Source organism: Microvirga sp. P4_A5, assembly GCF_056402495.1.
Genome location: NZ_JBFUHH010000083.1, coordinates 1 through 20,584 on the forward strand (window position 1 = coordinate 1; position 20,584 = coordinate 20,584).

Here is a 20,584-nt window from a genome sequence, read left to right on the forward strand (position 1 = left end):
GACAGCAATAGAAGCCCGTGGCGAGATGCTGTCTCGCCACGGGCTTTTTTTGTGTTACGTGCCGCGACGTCGCCGTGTCGCGATTCGACTTTCGGCGCTGCGACCACATGACCGGTTTGATGGAAAATCGACCCCAATTGATTCGTCAGTCCGGTCTTCCCTCGCGGAATCCATGGTGCGCCAGCGCACGACGCGGCGTGGTCGCGCCGCAAGACCGCTCCAAATGAGCGTCTTTACCCCCATTGATCGCAGCGATCCTCCATGAACGGAGAGTTGTGGGGGGATTCTCCGAAATGTAAACCGCTTTACCTAACGTGCACTGGCGGATTCGTTGAAATGACGGCGATGCGTCGGTGAAATTCGCGCCGGGTTGTGACGAATTCATTTCCGTCTCGTAAGACCCTCAATCCGCCCGTTGACAATCACGCGGCGCGCATAGACGCGACCGACTGACTTCAAGGAGAACACCGATGGCCATCAATATCTGGGGCACCGAGGATACTGTCCGTTATCCTGGCGTAAGCGTTGATCGTGACGCAGTCACGATGCTTCCGAACGGTGGCTATGTCGTAACCTGGCGCGAAGGTACGACAAAAATCGGCTTTCAACTCTACAACGGGCTGGGCCAAAAGGTCGCTGGCGCTCAGTTCCTTCCTGCCGGTGGCGGTGGCGCGCAACAAAGTGCTAGCGTCCTAGCCTATGGAGGAGATGGTGATTTCGTGATCACCTGGGCCGAGAACAGTACGACAGGAAAGGCGTTCTACAGCCAAAAATATGCTTTTAACGGAACAGCCAATGGTGTGCCGATATCGCTGGCCGATGCCGCGAATTCTCAAGACACGACAAAGATGATTGGCAACAGCCAAGGTGGATGGGCAACGGCCTATGTCGAAAGCAACACCGTCAAGTTGCTGCAGCATGACGCGTCAGGTTCGCCATTCCTTCCGGCGGTTACGGTGAGTGTCGGTGCGGCGGCAACACCCGACGTTGCTCATCTGGGTGGGACGAGGCATGTCGTATCATACGTTGTTGGAAGCGAAACGCGCTTTAAGGTGGTTGACGGAGCGACCGTCGGCACGGAAGTCAAAATTCTAAGTGCCGGCGCAGGAGACGTCATTGCATTGAATAATGCGGCGGGGGCTCCCAGCGGCGAGTTCGTTGTCATCGCCGACAAGGGAGTCGCCGGAGGCGTTTACGCGCATAAATACACCACAAGCGGCACTACAATTACGGACGCGGGAAATCAGGCTATATCACTGGTCGGAAAACCAAGCTCGAATGATCTCGTAGGTGCGGCCGCTCTCCGGATGGGTGGGTACGCTGTGGCCTTTGTCGCTGCTGAGACAGGCGATTTCGGCGACGTGTTTGTTAAGGTTGTCGACGTCAATGGAGTCGTTGGGCCTGCACTCAAAATCAATGCGCGGGCCGCCGTCGACGGTGTTGGCTCCCAAGATACGCTCTCGATCTCGGAAATGGCCGATGGTCGCCTGGCGGTGTCGTGGCACGACGGCAGTTTAGGCAACGGTCTGATCTCCACTACGATTGTCGATGCCCGGACGGTTTCAGTTACAGTCACTGGCACTTCTCATGAGGACATCTTCGTTGGCACCGATTTCGACGGCGACAACCTCAGCGGYCTCGGAGGCAATGATCTTCTGTATGGCGGGGGCGGAAATGACCAACTCTATGGCAACGACCAAAATGACACGCTCTTCGGTGGTGCAGGCATCGACGCCCTCACCGGCGGCGACGGCGACGACGTTCTCGTGGGAGGCGTGGGAGCCGACAATCTTCAGGGCGGTGCCGGCGTCGACATCGCATCTTACCAGGATTCCGGAACCGCTGTCATCGCGAGCCTGGAAGCAGGGAAAGGAACTGCCGACGGAGCCGAGGATACCTATGTCGACATTGAAAGGCTTCTTGGCTCGAACCAAGCCGACCAGCTCACCGGCTTCGCAACCGTTTCCAGCACACTCGAAGGCGGCGCTGGCAACGATTGGCTGGTTGGTGGCTCCGCGGTCGATCGTCTTGATGGTGGCGCGGGCAGCGATACGGTGTCGTACGCAAACGCCGGACCGGGAATAACGGTCAACCTCGAAGCCGGGTCAGGCGTGGGCGGCGATGTCCTCGTCAGTATCGAGAACATCATCGGCACCGACGGCAATGACACCTTCTATGGCAACGCCGACATCAACGTCTTCACCGGCGGTCTGGGCAACGACACCTACTATGTCCAGAACACGGGCGATTTCATCGCCGAAGCGGCGGGGGGCGGCATCGATAGCGTTTCGACCACCGCGAGCTTCACGCTGTCGGCCAACGTCGAAAACCTCATCGCCACGGGCGGCGCGGCCGTGACGCTGGTCGGTAACGACCTTGCCAACTCCATCACCGGCAACGGCGCCGACAACGTCATCAATGGTGGCGGCGGCGCGGACATCATGAACGGCGGCGGCGGCAACGACATCTATTATGTCGACAACATCGGCGACGTCATCATCGACACCTCCGGCACTGACACGGTTGTCATCTCCGGCAGCGTTTCGCTGACGAACTTCACCGGCATCGAGAACGTGATGCTGTCCTCCAGCGGCGCTTTCAGCCTCGACGGTTCGGCCTTGGACAACACGTTGACCGGCAACGACGCCGCGAACGTGCTCAACGGCATGGGCGGTAACGACATCCTCATCGGCCTCGGTGGCAACGACAGGCTCGACGGCGGTGACGGCAACGACCGTCTCAGGGGCGGCGACGGCGCCGATGCCCTCTACGGCCTCGCCGGCAACGACACGCTCTACGGCGGCGCCGGCAAGGATGCGCTCTATGGCGGCATCGGCAAGGACGTGTTCGTGTTCGATACGCGCCCGAACAAGCGAACCAACCTCGACAAGATCGCCGACTTCGTCGTGAAGGACGACACGATCTGGCTCGATAACGCGGCCTTCTCCAGCAAGATCGGCAAAGGCACCGAGTCGTCCCCCCGCAAGCTCAGCAAAGCCTTCTTCAAGGTCGGCACGAAGGCCGCGGATTCGAACGACTACGTCATCTACAACAAGTCGAAGGGCGTGCTTTATTTCGACAGCGACGGCTCCGGCAGCAAGGCCATGGTCGAGATCGCCACGATCAAGAAAAATCTTGCGATGACCAACGCCGACGTCTGGATCATATAAAAGGCTTCCTCGCAGATCTGAAGGTTGTTGGGAGCGCGCGCATTTCATCGAAAGCGCGCGCTCCTTAATGACCGGTGGCGTTCGCTCGTCCGGGGCGCAGCGGCGTTGTCCTTCCGCTCCTCAATCACGGCGCACGCCGTGATCGCACGGGACAGCCGAGAGCCCATCCCACCAGCCCCCACTTGGCCGCGCTTGGCCCCATTTCACCGGTCTGCCGGCACCCGTCTCCGCTGGTCTCGGAAGAGACGGCGTTCGGCTCCGATCGGTCGGCATCCCTCCCGGTGCGAACGCGCAATCGGCGATTTGCAATCCCGCAAACAGGACATCGCCTTTGGGTTAACAAGACCCGCGCAGCCGACCCAAGTGCGAAAACGCACCCGAGCCGCGAGGTCGAGAAGCCTTATTTTGCTTGGAAGCGAGTGACAGCCGACCGTCGAAACCATGCGGGTCCGCGCTCTGCATCGCGCGTCGCGCCAGTGGCAACCCGCGCAGGGGACGAATTCCTCAGCGATAGAAACAGTATTGCACTGAACCAAAATCAACGTTACAACGTTTAACATGGGCTTAAGGTCTTTAGGCTCTCGGGTGCAATTTGTGGAGGACGTCGCGATGGCAACATCATCTGATTATGACAATTCAGAAGCCAACAACGTGGCACACGAGATCGAAGACTTTACAACTGCTGATCGAATTCCCGCAGCCCACACTAAACCGCAGGGGGAGACGCATTCCGTGCTCCCGGATGCGGCCGTCCAACTGCAACATCCCGCTCCTATCGAAATCGACGAAAAAGAGGGTCGTCGGTCGGTCGAGGCATACCTCGCGGAAGAAACCGACAAGTATCGCCCGGTGAACGCCCATCATGACATCGCTCGCCTGGAGGAGGGTGAGCGGGTTGCAGGGGCGTCTGTTAATACCAAAATAACGGCCACGGAGCCCTCTCGCGAGAGTCCCGCTTTGGACGAAGGGATTGACGTCCAGCCATCTCAGACACCGTCGGTTGCCGTCCATGGAGTTCCTGCAAGCGATCCCGCTGGCTTGATTTCCAGCACACAAGGAAATGAGGCGGCGAGCGCGACCAAATCCGGCGGGCCCGACACGCCTGTTACAGAAGAGTCCGGTTTCAATCAGCTCGCTGGAACTATCAACGTCCAATACACAAATGACTCTGAGGTCATCAACGCTTACCGCGATCAAAACCTTCCAGGCATCGGCTATCAGATCCACGCTGCCGGGGGTAACGACAGGGTTTACGGCTCGAAGCAGTCTGACAATCTTCTGGGAGAGGGCGACAACGATACGCTGATCGGTGGCAGAGGAAACGATACGCTCGATGGAGACTGGGGTTTCGATTACATCGACTACAGCGAGGACGGGATTGCGGAAGGCGCAGAGGGAATTTTTGCGAACCTCTCGAACATAACCGGCCAGTTTGGCACGATCAACTACGGCGTCGTAAGCCTGAAAAACCAAGCCCTGGATTCGTGGGGAAACACCGACACTCTGGTGGGGGTGGAAGGCGTGATCGGAAGCGCCGGCAATGACGTCATTACTGCGCAGGGAAGCAGTCAGGGTCCCTTTGTGTTCGTGGGCGGTGCAGGCGGCGATGGGCTTTTCGGCAGCGAAGGTAATGATACGATCGACGGCGGAATTCACGGCGACCACTTGCGAGGCTATGCAGGTAACGATCTCATATATTCCTCCGGAATTGTGTCTGATGGCGCAATGGACGAGCTCTGGGGGGGCAACGGCGACGATACGCTGATTGGTGGTGCTGAAGACGAGTTGCACGGCGAGTACAACAACAACACCTTGGTCAACGGCCGAGTTTTCTATGAGTCGACCCCGGAGCGCTTTGGCGTGCAGGTAAATCTTGCCGCCGGAACCGCCCGCCATCATGGAAGTAATGTCGACACGCTTCAAAACATCTCTTGGGTGACAACCGCCGACGGTGATGATTCGCTTGTCGCTTCGACCGCTGCCGTGCGTTTCGACGCCGGTGATGGTGCGGACACGCTACAGGGTGGCATCGGCAATGACACACTCATCGGAGGATCGGGCTACGACCTCTTCATGGGGTCCGGCGGCAGTGACATCATCGATGCCGGCGTCAACCGCGGTGCGCTTGATTACATCAATCTCGGCGTGGCCGTGCAACTGAATCTCTTGACCGGCAATGCCGGGAAATCCGGAACAGGGAGCGACACATTCTATAGCATCAAGGATGCGTACGGCTCCAATCAGAACGACACCATGCTCGGCGCCGACATCGACGGTGGAAGCTACCTCAACGGGCGGTGGGGCAACGACACGATCGAAGGTTTGGGGCTTAACGACTCCCTTCACGGCGCCGAAGGTAATGATAGCCTCCTCGGTGCCGCTGGGAATGATGAGCTTTACGGTGGCTCGGGAGCAGATACGCTTGATGGGGGCTCYGATGCCGACACTATGGAGGGTGGAACCGGGGATGATGTCTACTACGTTCAGAATCTTGGCGACAAGATCAAGGACGATTCTACGGCTCTAGGCGGAAACGATACAGTTCACACAACTGTCAGCCTGTCTCTGGTGAGTACATTTGTCGAAAATGCAATCATCGAAGGGACATCAGGCGTCAAGGTAACGGGCGGCAGCGAAGCGAACCGCATCACGAGCGGCGACGGCAATGACACGCTTGATGGCGGTATCGGCGCGGATATTCTGATTGGTGGGGCGGGCAACGATATTTTTTACATCGATGATCGCGGCGACTTGGGACTGGGCAATCTGCTGGCAGAAAAGGCTGGAGGCGGGGATGACACCGCCATTATTTCAGTCAAGAACTTCGACGCGCGCAAGCTCGAAAATATTGAGCACCATACCACGGTCGGAGAGGGAAGTATCAACAACGTCGCCAGCGCTCCCGTCGCAGTCGAGACAGGAACCTACTTTCTAGCGGTTCTCGAAAACCAGCAGGGAAATTACAACGTCGCGAAAATTAAATCCAACGATGATGGAAACGGCGGCGCGCTGGAATACCACCTCGTCAATGATTTTGGCGGCACGTTCCAGATCAATGCCACGACCGGCGTTATCACGGCCGTGAAGAAGATCAATTATGAAACGAATCCGTTCTTCGATCTCCAAGTCTACGCCCAGGAATCAGATATCGCCAATGGCGGCCTGACATCGGACGTAAGCACAATTCGAATCGACGTTAGGGACGTGAACGAAAAGCCCTTGGGAGTAGCCTATACAAGTGCTCAGATTGCCGAGAACGCCGGCCAGGGCGCGCAGATTTCGAGCCCTCCCTCCGTATCGGATCCCGATGTTCCGGCAGCGTTCCGTCAGTTCGACTTCGCGTTGGTCGACAGCAACAACCAGGTCATCACCTCGGGCCCGTTTGCGATTGATGCTTCCACCGGCATCATAGAGAGGGGCTCTCTCGGGCTCCCGGACGTCAACGTTCCGACGGAGTACACGGTGCGCGTACGCGTCGGCGATGGCAGCGGCTACGCGTATTCCGACGTAAAGATCACCGTCACGCCGGTGACGAACAATCCTCCGGGGGCACCGGTGGTGCAAGGCACCGGTACCCCGTCGATCAAGGAAAACGCGGCGGGCAACGTCGTCTCTGTGCTATCGTCCGATGACGGAAATGGTGGTGCGCTCGTCTACAAGCTTGTCAATCCGACAACCAGCAAATTTGAGATTGTTACCGGCACCAACCAGATCCGGCTGAAGGCGCCGATCGATTACGAGAACGATCCGGATATCCAGACGATCAATGCCGGAAAACCCAACGAGCAGAAATATTTCGACGTTCAGGTCTATGCGGAAGAAAGTAATGGTCTTTTGACCTCGACACTGACCACCGTCCGCATTTTCATTGAGAACGACAACGAGGCGCCGACCTCGATCAGCTTCATCAATGCACCGGCCGGTGGCCTCCAGGCGGGGTCCGTCAATGCCGGGGCATCGGTGATCAAGGCGGTTGCAAGCGATCCGGACTCATCATGGAGCGGATTGGCGAACAACAAGTACAGCTTCGTGGGAGGAAGCCTGGTCAACGGCAAGTTCACCATCAATGCCGACACGGGCGAAGTCACCACCAATGCCAAGCTGACCTATCAAGACGCCGGGGGCCATTCGCTGCAGATCGTGGCCTACGACCCCGGTACGCCGTCCMTGCAGCGGATTGATACGTACACTTTCACGGTCGCAGCGGACGCCGCGCCCACGAATATCCGCCTCACCACCGGCGGCGTCACCAAATCGGTGCAGGAAGACGCGCTGGTCATCGGGACTGTCATCGCGGACGACAATGGCGGCGGCGCCAACATCACCTACTCGATCGCCGCCAATCCGTATTTTGAGATCTCCGCGACCGGACAGATCACCGTCAAAGCGGGTCTCAATTTCGAGGATCAGGTCCCCTACACCGCCGTCATCACCGCAACGGACAGCGCCGGCCTCTCATCTGCGTCCCAGACCATCACCATCACCGTAACGGACGTCAACGAAGCGCCGATCGACATCGATTTCTTGAACGCGGTCTCTGTGCAGGCTGGAACAACGAAAGCCGGCACGGTCATCGTGAAGGCGGTGGCAGACGATCCCGATCTGCTGAAACCTTCCTTCCAGGTCAACAAGTACAAGTTCTCCAACGGCACGAACGGCCCGCTGGAATTCGGGAACTTCCGCATCAACGAGAACACCGGTGAGATCACGACGATCGCCGATGTGACCGCGGCCCATGTTTCCAACAATGTGACGCTCTCCGTGGTGGCCTACGACGGTACCCTGTCGTTCACCGACACTTACGTGTTTGCCATCACGCCGCCAGGAAACACGGCCCCGTCCAATATCCGGCTCGAAGCCGGCGGTACTACTGTTTCGCTCCTGGAAAAGGCCACGACGGTCGTGGCCAAGGTTGTGGCGAATGACGACGGACCTCTCGCCAACCTGACCTACACGGTCGCCGCAAACGACCCGTACTTCAGCATCGACTCGGGCACCGGCGTCATATCTATCAAGGCTGGGGCCGAGCTGAATTATGAGCTTTCGCCCTTCTACGACCTCGTCGTCACGGTGACGGACGGGAATGGAGCATCCACGCAAGGAACCATCACGTTCAACCTCACGGACGTGAACGAGGCTCCTCTCTACATTCAGTTTACTAGTAGCCCGAGGGTTCACGTGGGGAGCCTCGGTGGCATAACCGTCGCCACGGCGGCGGCAGTCGATGCGGACACTGACCCCGCCAACGCCATCAACCGCTACCGGTTCGCGAGTGGCGGTCAGGATTCCGGCAATTTTCACATCGACGCGGTCACCGGGGAAATCACCACGATCGGACCGGTCGACGCCGCGGGAACGTTCACCTTGTCAGTCGTTGCGTATGATGCTGGTGACGCACTGTCGGTGACTAACCCTGTCGATATCGTCATCGATCCGGCGCCCAACGCCAATCCGACCATCACGGTGGCGCCTAATGGGAGCATCAACTGGAGCATTGACGATATCGGTACGGTCAATCCCTTCAAGGATCTGATCTTCGCCGATGCTGAGGACGGGCTCTCAGGTTCCACCATGGGCGTCGCTGTGTACTACGATGCCGCTCTCGGGGAGTTCGACAACCTTCTGCCTGAGTATGTCGTCGCCGAGGGAATGCTGTGGATCACGGGAAATCAGCTAACCATAAACCAGATTATGCATTCGCTGATTTTCAATCCCAAGAACCGTCCAGCTGGGGATGGCGCACAAGTCAGTGACTTCACAATTGATCTCATCGACTCGAATGGCAACGCCAAGTCAAACTTCATAGTGAACGTCACCGCCAACGCAACCGGCCTCGACGACAATCTTGCCCCGACAATCGAGGTTACGGCAGGGTCGGAGAATTCCACCGCCACGGATCGGGGCTCTGTCGCAGCTCCGTTCGCCGGGGTGACGCTGGACGACGGCGATCTTGGCCTGGACGAAGAGCTGACCGTTACGATTTCCTACCTGGATGACGATGGCGATTTCGTACTCGGAGACACCTCTGCGGCCACATCCGTGACCTCCTCGTTCGATCCGCTAACCGGAATCGTGACCTGGACATTCGTCGGAAATGCCGCTGCGTTGACGGACATTCTTCAGAACAAAATCACGTTCGATCCCACCGACCGGGACGCTGCGGGTCCCGAGATCGTCACGAATTTCACCATTACGATCGATGACGGTTTCCACACTCCGATCAGCAACACGGACGTGAGTGTCACGACGACGGTGAATGGCCCGACCGTCAACGCTCCGCCGACGATCGGCCTCGAGCCCAATGGCCAGACGAACTGGACTATTCCCGACAATGGAACGGTTTCTCCGTTCTACGACCTCATCTTCGCTGATTCCGAGGACGGCGCTTCAGGCGACCAGATGACCGTCGTCATCTCGTTCGCCGGGAGTCAGGGTTACTTTGAAAACGTACCTGCCCAGTTCAACTATACCGCCGGCGACAATGTCTTGACTGTGTCTGGCAGCCAGCAACAGATCAACGACATCCTAAAATTCCTGCGGTTCAACCCGACCAACCGACCAACCGAAACACTCGCGGAGCAGACCGACCTCACCATCCAGCTGACGGATTCTCAAGGATCGTCCGCGACGACGCACGTCCTTGTGGATGCAACCCCGTCGGGTGACGCCTTCGACAACCTAGCGCCCACGATCGCGGTTGGAAGTACGGCACCCATTCCAGCGGATGATTGGGGCCCAATCGCGACAGTGACGCCCTTCTCCAGTGTAACCCTTACCGATGGCAATACGGCGGACGCGCTAGACGAGTTGCTAACCGTCAAGGTCTCGTTCATCGATGAGCACGGCACGCTCGCCGGCGTTATGAGTGGTGCGGCAACAGCCACCAGCATTGTCGACCCATCTGGACTGAGGATTTGGACATTCACCGGAACGGCTGCCGCCTTGACCCAAATGCTTCAGGGCCTGACGTTCGACCCGACGGAGCGGGACGCGCCCGGATTGGATATCGATACCAAGTTCACTATCACGGTGCAGGATGGTCTTCATTTCCCGGCCGTCAGCAACGATCAGATCGATGTGATCACGACAGTCAGCGGACCCGATCCAGCAGGACCGAACGACATTCACCACGTTTACGCAGTCGGTGATGTGTTCAACGAGAATCGTGACCCCGCAATTGGCGGCATCGACAAGGCTATCGTGCACGATATCAACGGCCAGTTTGTTCTTGATACCAATGACGGTATCGAAACAATTGAGGCGGATGTCGGCAATACAGCTGGGATCAACGTCAAGGGCAACGATCTCGCTAACCTGATCATCGGTGGGCAATTCGCCGACACCCTGGAAGGCGGCGGTGTCGTCGGACTGGTCTCGGCTACCAACCACGACGTGCTGCGGGGCGGCGACGGCAGCGACACCTATGTCATCAATGCCAACAGCGTTGTTGTCGATGAAAGCACAAACGGCGACGGCTTCAACGATGCCGGCGGCACTGACGACAGAGTCGTCATCGGCAACCTGGTCGCTTTCGACGCCACCTGGAACAGCTATACGCTCGGTCAGTATGTCGAACACCTCGATGCCCGGCTGTCGACGGAAGCGGTCACGCTCAACGGCAACGGCCTCGGCAACGAGATCCTGGGCAACGCCTCTGCCAACACGCTCGTCGGTGGCGCAGGCAACGATACCCTCGACGGTGGCGCCGGCGCGGTCGATCGCCTCGAGGGCGGCGCGGACGACGACACCTACTTCGTCCATCACGCTGCGGATGAGGTGATCGAGGTCGATGGGGCCGGCACCGACACGGTGAGGCTCGATGGCGTGGCCTTCGACGCGGTCTGGTCGACCTATACGCTGGCGGACTTCGTAGAAACGTTGGAGGGAAGCCAGTCGACCGGCGCGGTGACGCTCACCGGCAATGCCTCGGCGAACCTGATCGTCGGCAACGCCTCTGCCAACAACCTCATCGGCGGGGCGGGCAACGACACCCTCGACGGCGGCGCGGGTGCCGATGCCGACCGGTTGGAAGGTGGCCTTGGCGACGACAGCTACCRCATCCGCCACATCAACGATATGATCGTTGAAACCAGCGCCGGCGAAACTGACACCGCCGAGGTTTTCCTCACCGGCGAGTACCGCCTCGCGGCGGATGCCGAGGTCGAGATCCTGCGAGCCGGCACGGGCGTCAACGGCGTCCATCTCGTCGGTAACACATTCTCGGCGTCGATCATCGGAAGCGCCGGTGACGATACGCTCAGCGGTGGCTATGGCACAGCCGTCGTCCACGCCTTGAACGGTGGCCTTGGCGACGACGTCTACTACATCGTCAACGCCGGCGACGTGGTTGAGGGCGAGCTCGACGGCGGGGGTGGGGGAACCGCCAACGGAAACGACACCGCGTGGGTTTATCGCGGCCTCTACCAGAACAAAACCGACGCCGAGATCGCGGCCATTTATACGGCAATGGGCATCGAGAATGTCCAATTCGCCGCTGAGAACCTTCCGCCCAGCGGGGGAAATACGGCCCCGACGAATCTCCGGTTCACGGATGACACGATCCGCGAGAATTTCGGACGGGGCAATATCATTGGCCAATTCTTAGCGGATAACGCCGGAACGTTTTCCTGGACTCTGGTGGACGATGCCGACGGGCGCGTATCGCTCAGTGCTAGCGGCGATCTGACGGTGAAGAACCAAACGAAGATCGACAACGAGTTGGCTGCAACCTTCGATGTGATTGTGGAACTGTCGGATGGGACCACAACGGTTCAGTTCACCAAGACGCTGACGGTCATTAATCTTCAGAAGGAGACGGTGAACGGTCTCAGCACGGATATCCAGGGGATTGGAATCCATGATTTTCTGAGAGGTGGCGCAGGCAATGACACACTGAATGGAAGTATCGGCAACGATACCCTGAGTGGCGGCGGTGGCGCCGATCGATTGAATGGCGGCGCCGGGGATGATGCTTTCCGCTTCGATTCGGCGATCACCACCGCTAACAGGGATTCCATTGTCCAGTTCAACCTCAAGGACCCGGTGGACCCAACCTTGCAGGGCGATCGCATCGAGTTGCTGGGCACACGCTTTGCAGGGATCACAGCAGATCTCTTGAGCAACGGGGTCCTGAAGGATACCGCTTTTCATCTTGGCGCGACGGCTACGGATGCGAGCCACCGGATTCTTTACGATCAGGCGACAGGCGAGATTTGGTATGATGGAGACGGGGTCGGAGGCACAGGTGCCAGACTGATCGCCACCATCATCAGCGCTACAAAACCAGCCCTGACGCACGATTACTTCCACGTGATTTAGGTGGGAGTGAGGGGCTTTACACGACGTTCAACGTAACGTTATATGGTGAATATTGGTGGGTTTCAGTGGAATCCGCCTTCAAAAATAGGGGATTAAAAATGGCAGTCAATCTGGTTCTCACGGCGATCACTGGAAGCCCATACCATAACTCGATCATCGATAGCGGCACGACCGCGTTGATTGACGAGAACATCCCCGATCAGACGAAAATAGCTGAGCTGACAGGATTTGACAGTTCAAGAATGCCCCCGTCTGGGAGCTACAGAATTGTCATTGTCGAGGATTACGGTGGACTCTTCACCGTCGTCAAGGAGAACGGGAAATGGTATCTTGTCGCGGTGGGCAACGACTTTAACTACGAAAGCGAAGACTTCGCAGGCGAGTACCCGGGTATCACATTCCAGTTCCGAGATTCGACCGATGTGAACGAAACGGGTCAAATTCTACAGCAGTTGGCGGTCGGCGTTAGGCTGAATGATGTGCCCGAGGCCGCCAATGGCGCACCGTCGATCGCGGTGACGGGCACCACGGCGTTCACGGCGACAAACCAGGCGGGGGTCGATGCGTTCGACAACGTGACCATCAGCGACGCCGAGGCGTCCGACACGATTACGTTGACGATCACGTTCAACGCAACTGATGGCTCTCTCGTCGGGCTCAATGGCCAGGCCATTCCAACGCCCACGACGTCTGGCAACAACAAGGTCTACACCTTCACGGGGACGAAGGCGGCGCTTACCAGCGCCCTGCACGACATCCAGTTCGATCCGGCCGATCGTGCGGCAGGCGGTGGTGCAGTCGTGACGACGTTGACGATCGGCGTGTCCGATCCGGACCACACCACTCCGGTGACGAACTCGCAGATCACCGTCAGTTCAACCCCGCCGGCTGCACCGAACGGCGCACCGTCGATTGCGGTGACGGGCACCACGGCGTTCACGGCGACAAACCAGGCGGGGGTCGATGCGTTCGATAACGTGACCATCAGCGACGCCGAGGCGTCCGACACGATTACGTTGACGATCACGTTCAACGGGGACGATGGCTCCCTTGTCGGGCTCAATGGCCAGGTCATTCCCGCTCCTGCTACGTCGGGCAACAACAAGATCTACACCTTCACGGGGACGAAGGCGGCGCTTACCAGCGCCCTGCACGACATCCAGTTCGATCCGGCGCATCGTGCGGCAGGCGGCGCTGCGGTCGTGACGACGCTGACGATCGGGGTGTCGGATCCGGACAACGCCACTCCGGTGACGAACTCGCAGATCACCGTCAGTTCGACGCCGCCCGCTGCTGTCAACAGCGCTCCCGCAGGGCTGTCTCTAAGCAATGGTTTCGTCCTGGAATACGCTGCGGCGGGAACAGATATCGGAGTGCTTAACGCCGTCGATCAGAACGGCGATGCTCTCACCTATAAGCTTCTCGACAATGCAGGCGGTCGTTTCGCCATCGTCGGCAACAAGCTCGTGCTGGCCGGACCGGGCGTCAATTTCGAGGACGCCAAGTCTCACCAGATCAAGGTGCAGGTCAGCGACGGCCATGCGGGTGTGTCCGAACAGTCCTTCACCATCTCCGTCGGCGACCAGCTTACCCTCAGCAAGCGCGGCAAGTCGAAGAACGACAAGATGAACGGCACCAACCTTGACGATCTGCTCAAGGGTGGTTCGGGAACCGGTAAGGACATGATCAAAGGCCTCGCGGGCGACGACAAGCTCTATGGTGAGGGCGGTGACGACAAGCTCTATGGCGGCGACGGGATTGACACCCTGTATGGAGGCAAGGGCAATGACATCCTGAAGGGCGATGCCGGGAACGACGTTCTCTTCGGCGAAGCAGGAAACGACAAGCTTTACGGAGGCACCGGCAGTGATGCTTTCGTCTTCAACAAGAAGGCGAACAAGAAGACCGACTTCGACCGGATTTATGACTTCAAATCCGGTGAGGACAAGATTTTCCTTGAGAACTCCGTGTTCAAGAAGCTGGGTAAGCTCGGCACGTTCGACGCGCCCGCGCAGCTCAATCTTTCGATGTTCGGAACGAACAAGGCAAAGGATAAGAACGATCATCTGGTCTACAAGAGTGGCGTTCTTTACTACGATGCTGACGGTTCCGGCAAAGGCGCCGCCGTCGAGATCGTGAAGCTCAAAGGCCTGAAAGTGTCGGACATCTTCGTTATCTGATACGCCTTCAAGGCTCGCCCGCAGCCCGGTGGCATTGCCACCGGGCTTTTCTCTGGCTGGAAGGGCGACCTCGCTCTTCGCCCTGAGAGGTAGCCTTCGCGATGCCTTCGGCGTTTCCACAGTCTCGCCGCCGCGCCGAACCACCATGACCAATAGGCACCTCGTCGCTGATTGCTATCCGACCGTTTGCCCCACCAATCCGGAAGTCTTTTTCGGGCGGCGGGTGCTATGCCATTTGCAGGGTACTTTCTCCAAACGCACATCCCTGATCGTCTATTTCAGCCGCGATACCCAAGGGCATTGACCCGAAGCTGTCGGCGCAACAGCGCACACCCTTGGCCACTTCTCATCTTCTCTCGCAATCTGCGGCAACGCTCGATCACTCGGCGGGGAATAGGTCCGGACCGATCGCGCTCATCAGGGAGCCAATTTACAGCGAGCTGCGTCGACCCCTTTGTCTGCTCAGAGCCACCGGACCCGCACGAGCTGACTGAAGTCGAATTCAAAGCCAGGAGTTTTGAAATGTTAAGGCCGCAGGGAGCCAGCAAACTCGCTCGAAGATTTTACGCGCGGATCGATCCTCGCCTACTGCCAGCGCGCCACTCGTGCTCGAAAACCTGAGCAAGTCTCTTGCCTTATTGCTCCTGAAGGTTCTTCTTTCTGATCAATTCCATAACTTCGCCGGCGATCCCGCGTCTGAACAGCAGGACGCAGATGACGAAGATGATGCCGATCAGGACGGTGACGGGAAAGTCGGACGCCGCCAGATAGTTCTGCAAAGCGATGACGAGCCCCGCGCCGACGACAGGTCCAATGAGTGTCCCGATGCCTCCGAGCAGTGTCATCAGAATAACCTCGCCCGACATCTGCCATTGCACGTCGGTGAGGGTCGCGAATTGGAAGACGATCGCCTTTGTTCCACCGGCAAGGCCCGCGAGGGCGGCCGACATGACGAAAGCACCGAGCTTGTAACGGTCTACGCGGTAGCCAAGTGAGATCGCGCGCTTTTCGTTTTCACGAATAGCTTTGAGGATGTTTCCGAATGGCGAATGGACGATGCGCCAGATAGCGAAAAAGCCGGCCAGAAAAATGGCGAGCGTAACGTAGTACATGGCCATCGGTTCGTTGAGATCGATGAGACCCAGCAGATGACCGCGCGGCACTCCCTGGATTCCGTCCTCGCCATGCGTAAAGGGCACCTGGAGACAAATGAAAGCGAACATCTGACCAAGCGCGAGCGTGATCATGGCGAAATAGATGCCCTGTCGGCGAATGGCTAGAAATCCCACGATCGCGCCAAGAACAGCGGCGCCTGCGGCACCAAGCAGGATCGCCGCCAACGGATCCCATCCCCACACCTTGGCGGCATGGGCCGTGAAATAAGCCGCGCCCCCAAAGAAAGTTGCATGGCCGAAAGAGAGCAGGCCCACATATCCGATCAGCAGGTTGAACGCGCAGGCGAAGAGCGCAAAGCAGAGCACGCTCATCAGCAAGATCGGGTACAGAAAAAACGGAGCCGCGATGAGGGCAGCGAGCGCGAGGAGCCCCAAAACCATCGCGGAGGCGCGGAGCCTCGGCTGGGATGCCGCAAGGGTGGTGTGCGTCGTCATGATGCTATTCCTCCCGGCCGAACAGGCCCGCCGGCCTGACGAGCAGGACGATGGCCATCACGACGAAAATCACGATGCTGGAAGCTTCCGGATAGAAGACCTTCGTCAGTCCCTCGAGAATGCCAAGCATGTATCCCGTAACGATGGCGCCGAGGATCGACCCCATGCCGCCGACCACCACTACGGCGAACACGATGATGATGAGATTGGTCCCCATCAGCGGGCTCACTTGATAGACCGGAGCGGCAAGCACTCCCGCGAGGCCGGCAAGAGCGGCGCCAAGCCCGTAGGTAAGCGTCAAGAGACGGGGGACGTTGACGCCGAAGGCCTGGACGAGCGTCGCATTTTCGGTCGCGGCCCGAAGGTAGGCCCCGAGACGCGTCTTTTCGATCAGCAGCCAGGTCCCGAGGCAGATTGCGAGCGACGCAACGACGACCCACCCGCGATAGATGGGAAGGAACATGAACCCGAGATTCACGCCACCGGTCAGTTGCGATGGGGGAGAATAAGGTTTGCCAGCTGCGCCAAACCAGTAGCGGAAGGCTCCTTCGAAGATCAGAGCAAGTCCAAATGTAAGCAGGAGACCGTAGAGCGGATCGATCCCGTAGAGGCGGCTCAACATGGTGCGCTCGACGACGATGGCCGAGGCCCCCACCAGCAGAGGTGCTAGGATAAGGGCGGGCCAATAGCCGATGCCCGCATATTCGAGAAGCAGATAGGCCGCGAATGCGCCCAGCATATATTGCGCGCCGTGAGCGAAGTTGATCACCCTCAGGAGACCGAAGATGACGGCGAGTCCGAGACTCAACATCGCGTAGAAGGAGCCATTGATCAATCCGATGAGGATCTGGCCGTAGAGTGCGGGGGTCGGGATGCCGAAAATGGTGCTCATGCGATCCTAGACCCCGAGAACTTCTTGCAATTGGGCCATATGCGAGTCGAGGTCCTGCCCGGCGAAAGAATTCACGATCCGACCGTCTTCCATCAGATAGAACCGGTCCGCGACCTTGCGGGCAAAACGAAAATTCTGTTCGACCAGAAGGATCGTCATGCCGCGCTCCTTGAGTGTCACGAGCACATCACCGATCCGCTGGATGATCACCGGCGCCAGCCCCTCCGTCGGCTCGTCCAACAGAAGGATAGAGGCGCCGGTGCGCAGCACGCGCGCAATGGCCAACATCTGCTGTTCGCCGCCGGAGAGCTTGGTGCCCTGGCTGGAACGCCGCTCGTACAGGTTCGGAAACAGCTTGTAGATCTCCGCGGCGCTCATGCCCCCTTCAGCGACTTTCGGAGGCAGCGTCAGGTTTTCGTCCACATTCAGGCTCGCGAAGATGCCTCGTTCCTCAGGCACATATCCAAGTCCCGCCTGCGCGACTTTGTGGAGAGGGAGGCCGAGGAGATCTTGGCCGCGCAAGTTGATGACGCCCTGACGTCGCTTCAGAATGCCCATGATCGCGCGAAGCGTGGTCGTCTTTCCGGCACCGTTGCGCCCTAGCAGCGTGACCGTCTCGCCCTCGCGAATATCGAGATCCACGCCATGCAGAACATGGCTCTCTCCGTACCAGGCCTGCAATCCGCGGACTTCGAGGATTGGTGCGTCACTCATGCTCCGTCCCCATATAGGCCTCGCGCACACGTGGATCGGCACTCACCACATCGTAGGAACCGTCCGCGAGAATTTCGCCGCGTGCCAATACCGTGACCCGGTCGCACAGATCCGCAACCACGTTGAGATTGTGTTCGACCATCAGGACGGTTCGATCCTTGGCGATGTTGCGAATGAGATCGGATATGCGACCGATGTCTTCGTGTCCCATACCGGCCATCGGCTCGTCGAGAAGCAACACCGTGGGGTCGAGCGCGAGAGTCGTGGCGATCTCGAGCGCGCGCTTGCGCCCATAAGAGAGCTCGACAGCGGGGAGGTCCGCATAGGTTGCAAGGCCTACGGCTGCAATAAGCGCCATGGCTTGGTCGTCAAGCTGGGAAAGGACATCGGAGGAGCGCCAGAACTGCGTGGCCAATCGAGAGGGACGCTGCAGCGCCACCCGCACGTTGTCGAGAACGCTCAGGTGGGGGAACACAGCGGAGATCTGAAATGACCGCACGAGGCCAAGCCGCGCAACCTCGGCGGGCTTGAGACGCGTAATGTCCGTGCCGCGAAACTCGATACGGCCCCGGGTCGGCGTGAGAAATTTCGTGAGAAGGTTGAATACCGTCGTCTTTCCGGCGCCGTTCGGTCCAATGAGCGCATGCACCGTACCCTCGTTCACCGTCAACGTCACATCCTTCACCGCAATGAAGCCGCGAAATTCCATGGTGAGGCCGGTGGCGCTCAAAATCKGCTGGGCATTGACCATCATGCGGTCGTCGATCTCGCTTTAATGAAGACAGGCGGGAGACGGGGCCGTCTCTGAGTCCGGGTCGACTAAAAGGAAAACGGAGGATGGGCCACATCCTCCGCTTCCGACAACTATTGTGTCATTTGGCAGCCGCTGTCTGCGACGGACAGGAAGGCCTCGTCGCCGGGAACCTTGGCAAGTTGCTTGTACATGTCCCACTCACCCTTGCTCTCCTCGGGCTTTTTCACCTGGAACAGGTACATGTCATAGACCATTCGGCCATTGGGAAGGACCTTCCCCTTCTTGGCGAAAACGTCCTCAACCGGCATTTCATGCAGAAGTTTCGCGACCGGTTCGGTCGCGTCGGTTCCGGCCTTCTGGACGGCCTTGAGGTACTGGAGGACGGTCGAATACGTGCCCATATGGATCATGTTGGGCATCCGGCCCGTCTTTTCCATGTAGCGCTTTGCAAACGCGCGGTTCTCGTCGCTTTGGTCCCAATACCATCCCTCGGTGAGCGTCAGGCCCTGCGCGGCCTTCAGACCAAGACCCTTGACCTCTGCAAGCGTGAAGAGAAGCGCCGCGAGGCGGGTGCCGCCTTGGGTGAGGCCAAACTCGGCGGCCTGCTTGATGGCGTTGGCGGTGTCGAGACCCGCATTGGCGAGGCCGACCACGTTTGCGCCGGAGCTCTGGGCTTGAAGAAGGAATGACGAGAAATCGTTCGCCGCAAGCGGATGCCGCACTGCGCCAAGAACCTGTCCGCCTTTCGATTTCACGAATTTCGATGTCTCGCCTTCAAGCGAGTACCCGAAGGCATAATCGGCGGTGAGGAAGAACCACTTGTTGCCGCCGTTTTCGACGAGGGCGCCGCCCGTTCCGACGGCGAGCGCGTGGGTGTCATAGGCCCAATGGAAACCATAGGGGGAGCACTGCTTGCCGGTCAGGTCGGTCGTTGCCGCACCGGTCACCATCGTGATTTTCTTTTTTTCCTTTGACAGGCCCTGAACAGCCAGCGCCACGGAGGAGGTGGTAAGCTCCATGATCGCGTCGACCTTTTCGGTGTCATACCATTGCCGGGCGATGCCCGAGGCGACATCGGGCTTGTTCTGGTGATCGGCGCTTACGATTTCGACGGGCACGCCCAGGACCTTGCCACCGAAATCCTGGACCGCCATGCGGGCCGCTTCGGCCGACCACTTGCCGCCGAAATCGGCGTAAACGCCTGATTGATCGTTGAGAATGCCGATTTTCACGACGCCATCCGACGCCTGCTGCGCATAGGCAGATTGCGCCGCTACGGTGCAACCCAGGACAAACAAGAGCTTCTTGAGAATCTTCATAGGCATTTCTCCCTGCTGTTCTCGCGTGAACCGCGTCAGCTTATTAGGCATGCATCGTGAAACCTCGGGGGTCGACGGTCAAGGAACGCAGGGCCGGTTTAGGCTCGCGACAGACCCGGAAGCCTTTATCCTTAAGTCGCATTTCGCTTGCTCGGAACGGTCCCCGGAAACGCTGATCACGCTTTCGCGACAGATCATCGTCGCCCCCTTTTTCGAGTTCGCGAAGGATCAGGATTGCTCCAAAAACGGGAGGTCCATCGCGTCGATCAAGGTGTTGCGGTGGGTTTCTCGCGCCACGATTCTCGCCCGCAGATCGTCCAAAGTGCTGCGGTGGGATCCGTACACGGCAATGCCTCCCAGGATAGCGCTGGCCCCGAGCAAGAGCGTCACCGCATCCCCCCGAACGGCCCCAAGAAGGCAAGCCGCAACTGCGACACCGCCGGCTAAGACAGCAAGCTTTGCCATGATCATGATCTTTCGGCACCGCTCCGCTGAATCCGCGAGCGCGTCTATTTCGTCCTCGATCGTCGCAATGTCACTGGACGTCATTTGCGCGGCATCTTTCCATGCTTCAAACCTGCGGACAATCCTGGGCAGCCCCCACCGCCGCCGCGCGCCATCTTCGTG

General features: G+C 58.8%; 9 protein-coding genes. 3 read left to right on the top strand and 6 right to left on the bottom strand.

The window, feature by feature from the left end:
- Positions 1-470: 470 nt before the first annotated feature.
- The 3 genes from AC1DVM_RS17795 to AC1DVM_RS17805 all read left to right on the top strand — a co-directional run bounded on the left by AC1DVM_RS17795 (position 471) and on the right by AC1DVM_RS17805 (position 14,668).
- A complete protein-coding gene (locus tag AC1DVM_RS17795) occupies positions 471-3,170 on the top strand; it encodes a hypothetical protein (RefSeq protein WP_477256525.1) in 2,700 nt (899 codons plus the stop codon).
- Positions 3,171-3,779: 609 nt separating this feature from the next.
- Positions 3,780-12,488, top strand: coding sequence for a cadherin domain-containing protein (locus AC1DVM_RS17800; RefSeq protein WP_477256527.1), 8,709 nt, complete (start codon positions 3,780-3,782; stop codon positions 12,486-12,488).
- A gap of 65 nt (positions 12,489-12,553) precedes the next feature.
- Positions 12,554-14,668, top strand: a complete 2,115-nt coding sequence (locus AC1DVM_RS17805) for a calcium-binding protein (protein ID WP_477256529.1) — start codon at positions 12,554-12,556, stop codon at positions 14,666-14,668.
- A 635-nt stretch (positions 14,669-15,303) separates the two neighbouring features.
- On the opposite strand, the gene AC1DVM_RS17810 is transcribed toward AC1DVM_RS17805, so the two are convergent.
- The 6 genes from AC1DVM_RS17810 to AC1DVM_RS17835 form a co-directional block, all read right to left on the bottom strand.
- Entirely contained in the window at positions 15,304-16,224 is a 921-nt protein-coding gene (locus AC1DVM_RS17810; protein ID WP_477256539.1) for a branched-chain amino acid ABC transporter permease, read from the bottom strand.
- A gap of 58 nt (positions 16,225-16,282) precedes the next feature.
- The gene (locus AC1DVM_RS17815; RefSeq protein ID WP_477256531.1) at positions 16,283-17,170 is read right to left on the bottom strand and encodes a branched-chain amino acid ABC transporter permease; all 888 of its coding nucleotides are present in this window, start codon (positions 17,168-17,170) and stop codon (positions 16,283-16,285) included.
- 6 nt (positions 17,171-17,176) lie between these two features.
- Positions 17,177-17,884 (bottom strand): ABC transporter ATP-binding protein, encoded by a 708-nt coding sequence (locus AC1DVM_RS17820; protein WP_477256533.1) that lies wholly within the window; start codon positions 17,882-17,884, stop codon positions 17,177-17,179.
- Positions 17,877-18,635, bottom strand: coding sequence for an ABC transporter ATP-binding protein (locus AC1DVM_RS17825; RefSeq protein WP_477256541.1), 759 nt, complete (start codon positions 18,633-18,635; stop codon positions 17,877-17,879). Before AC1DVM_RS17825 ends, AC1DVM_RS17820 begins: the two co-directional genes overlap by 8 nt.
- Positions 18,636-18,748: 113 nt before the next feature.
- Positions 18,749-19,957, bottom strand: coding sequence for an ABC transporter substrate-binding protein (locus AC1DVM_RS17830; RefSeq protein WP_477256535.1), 1,209 nt, complete (start codon positions 19,955-19,957; stop codon positions 18,749-18,751).
- 228 nt (positions 19,958-20,185) lie between these two features.
- On the bottom strand, positions 20,186-20,584 hold a 399-nt coding region (locus tag AC1DVM_RS17835; RefSeq protein WP_477256537.1), incomplete at its 5' end, for a hypothetical protein.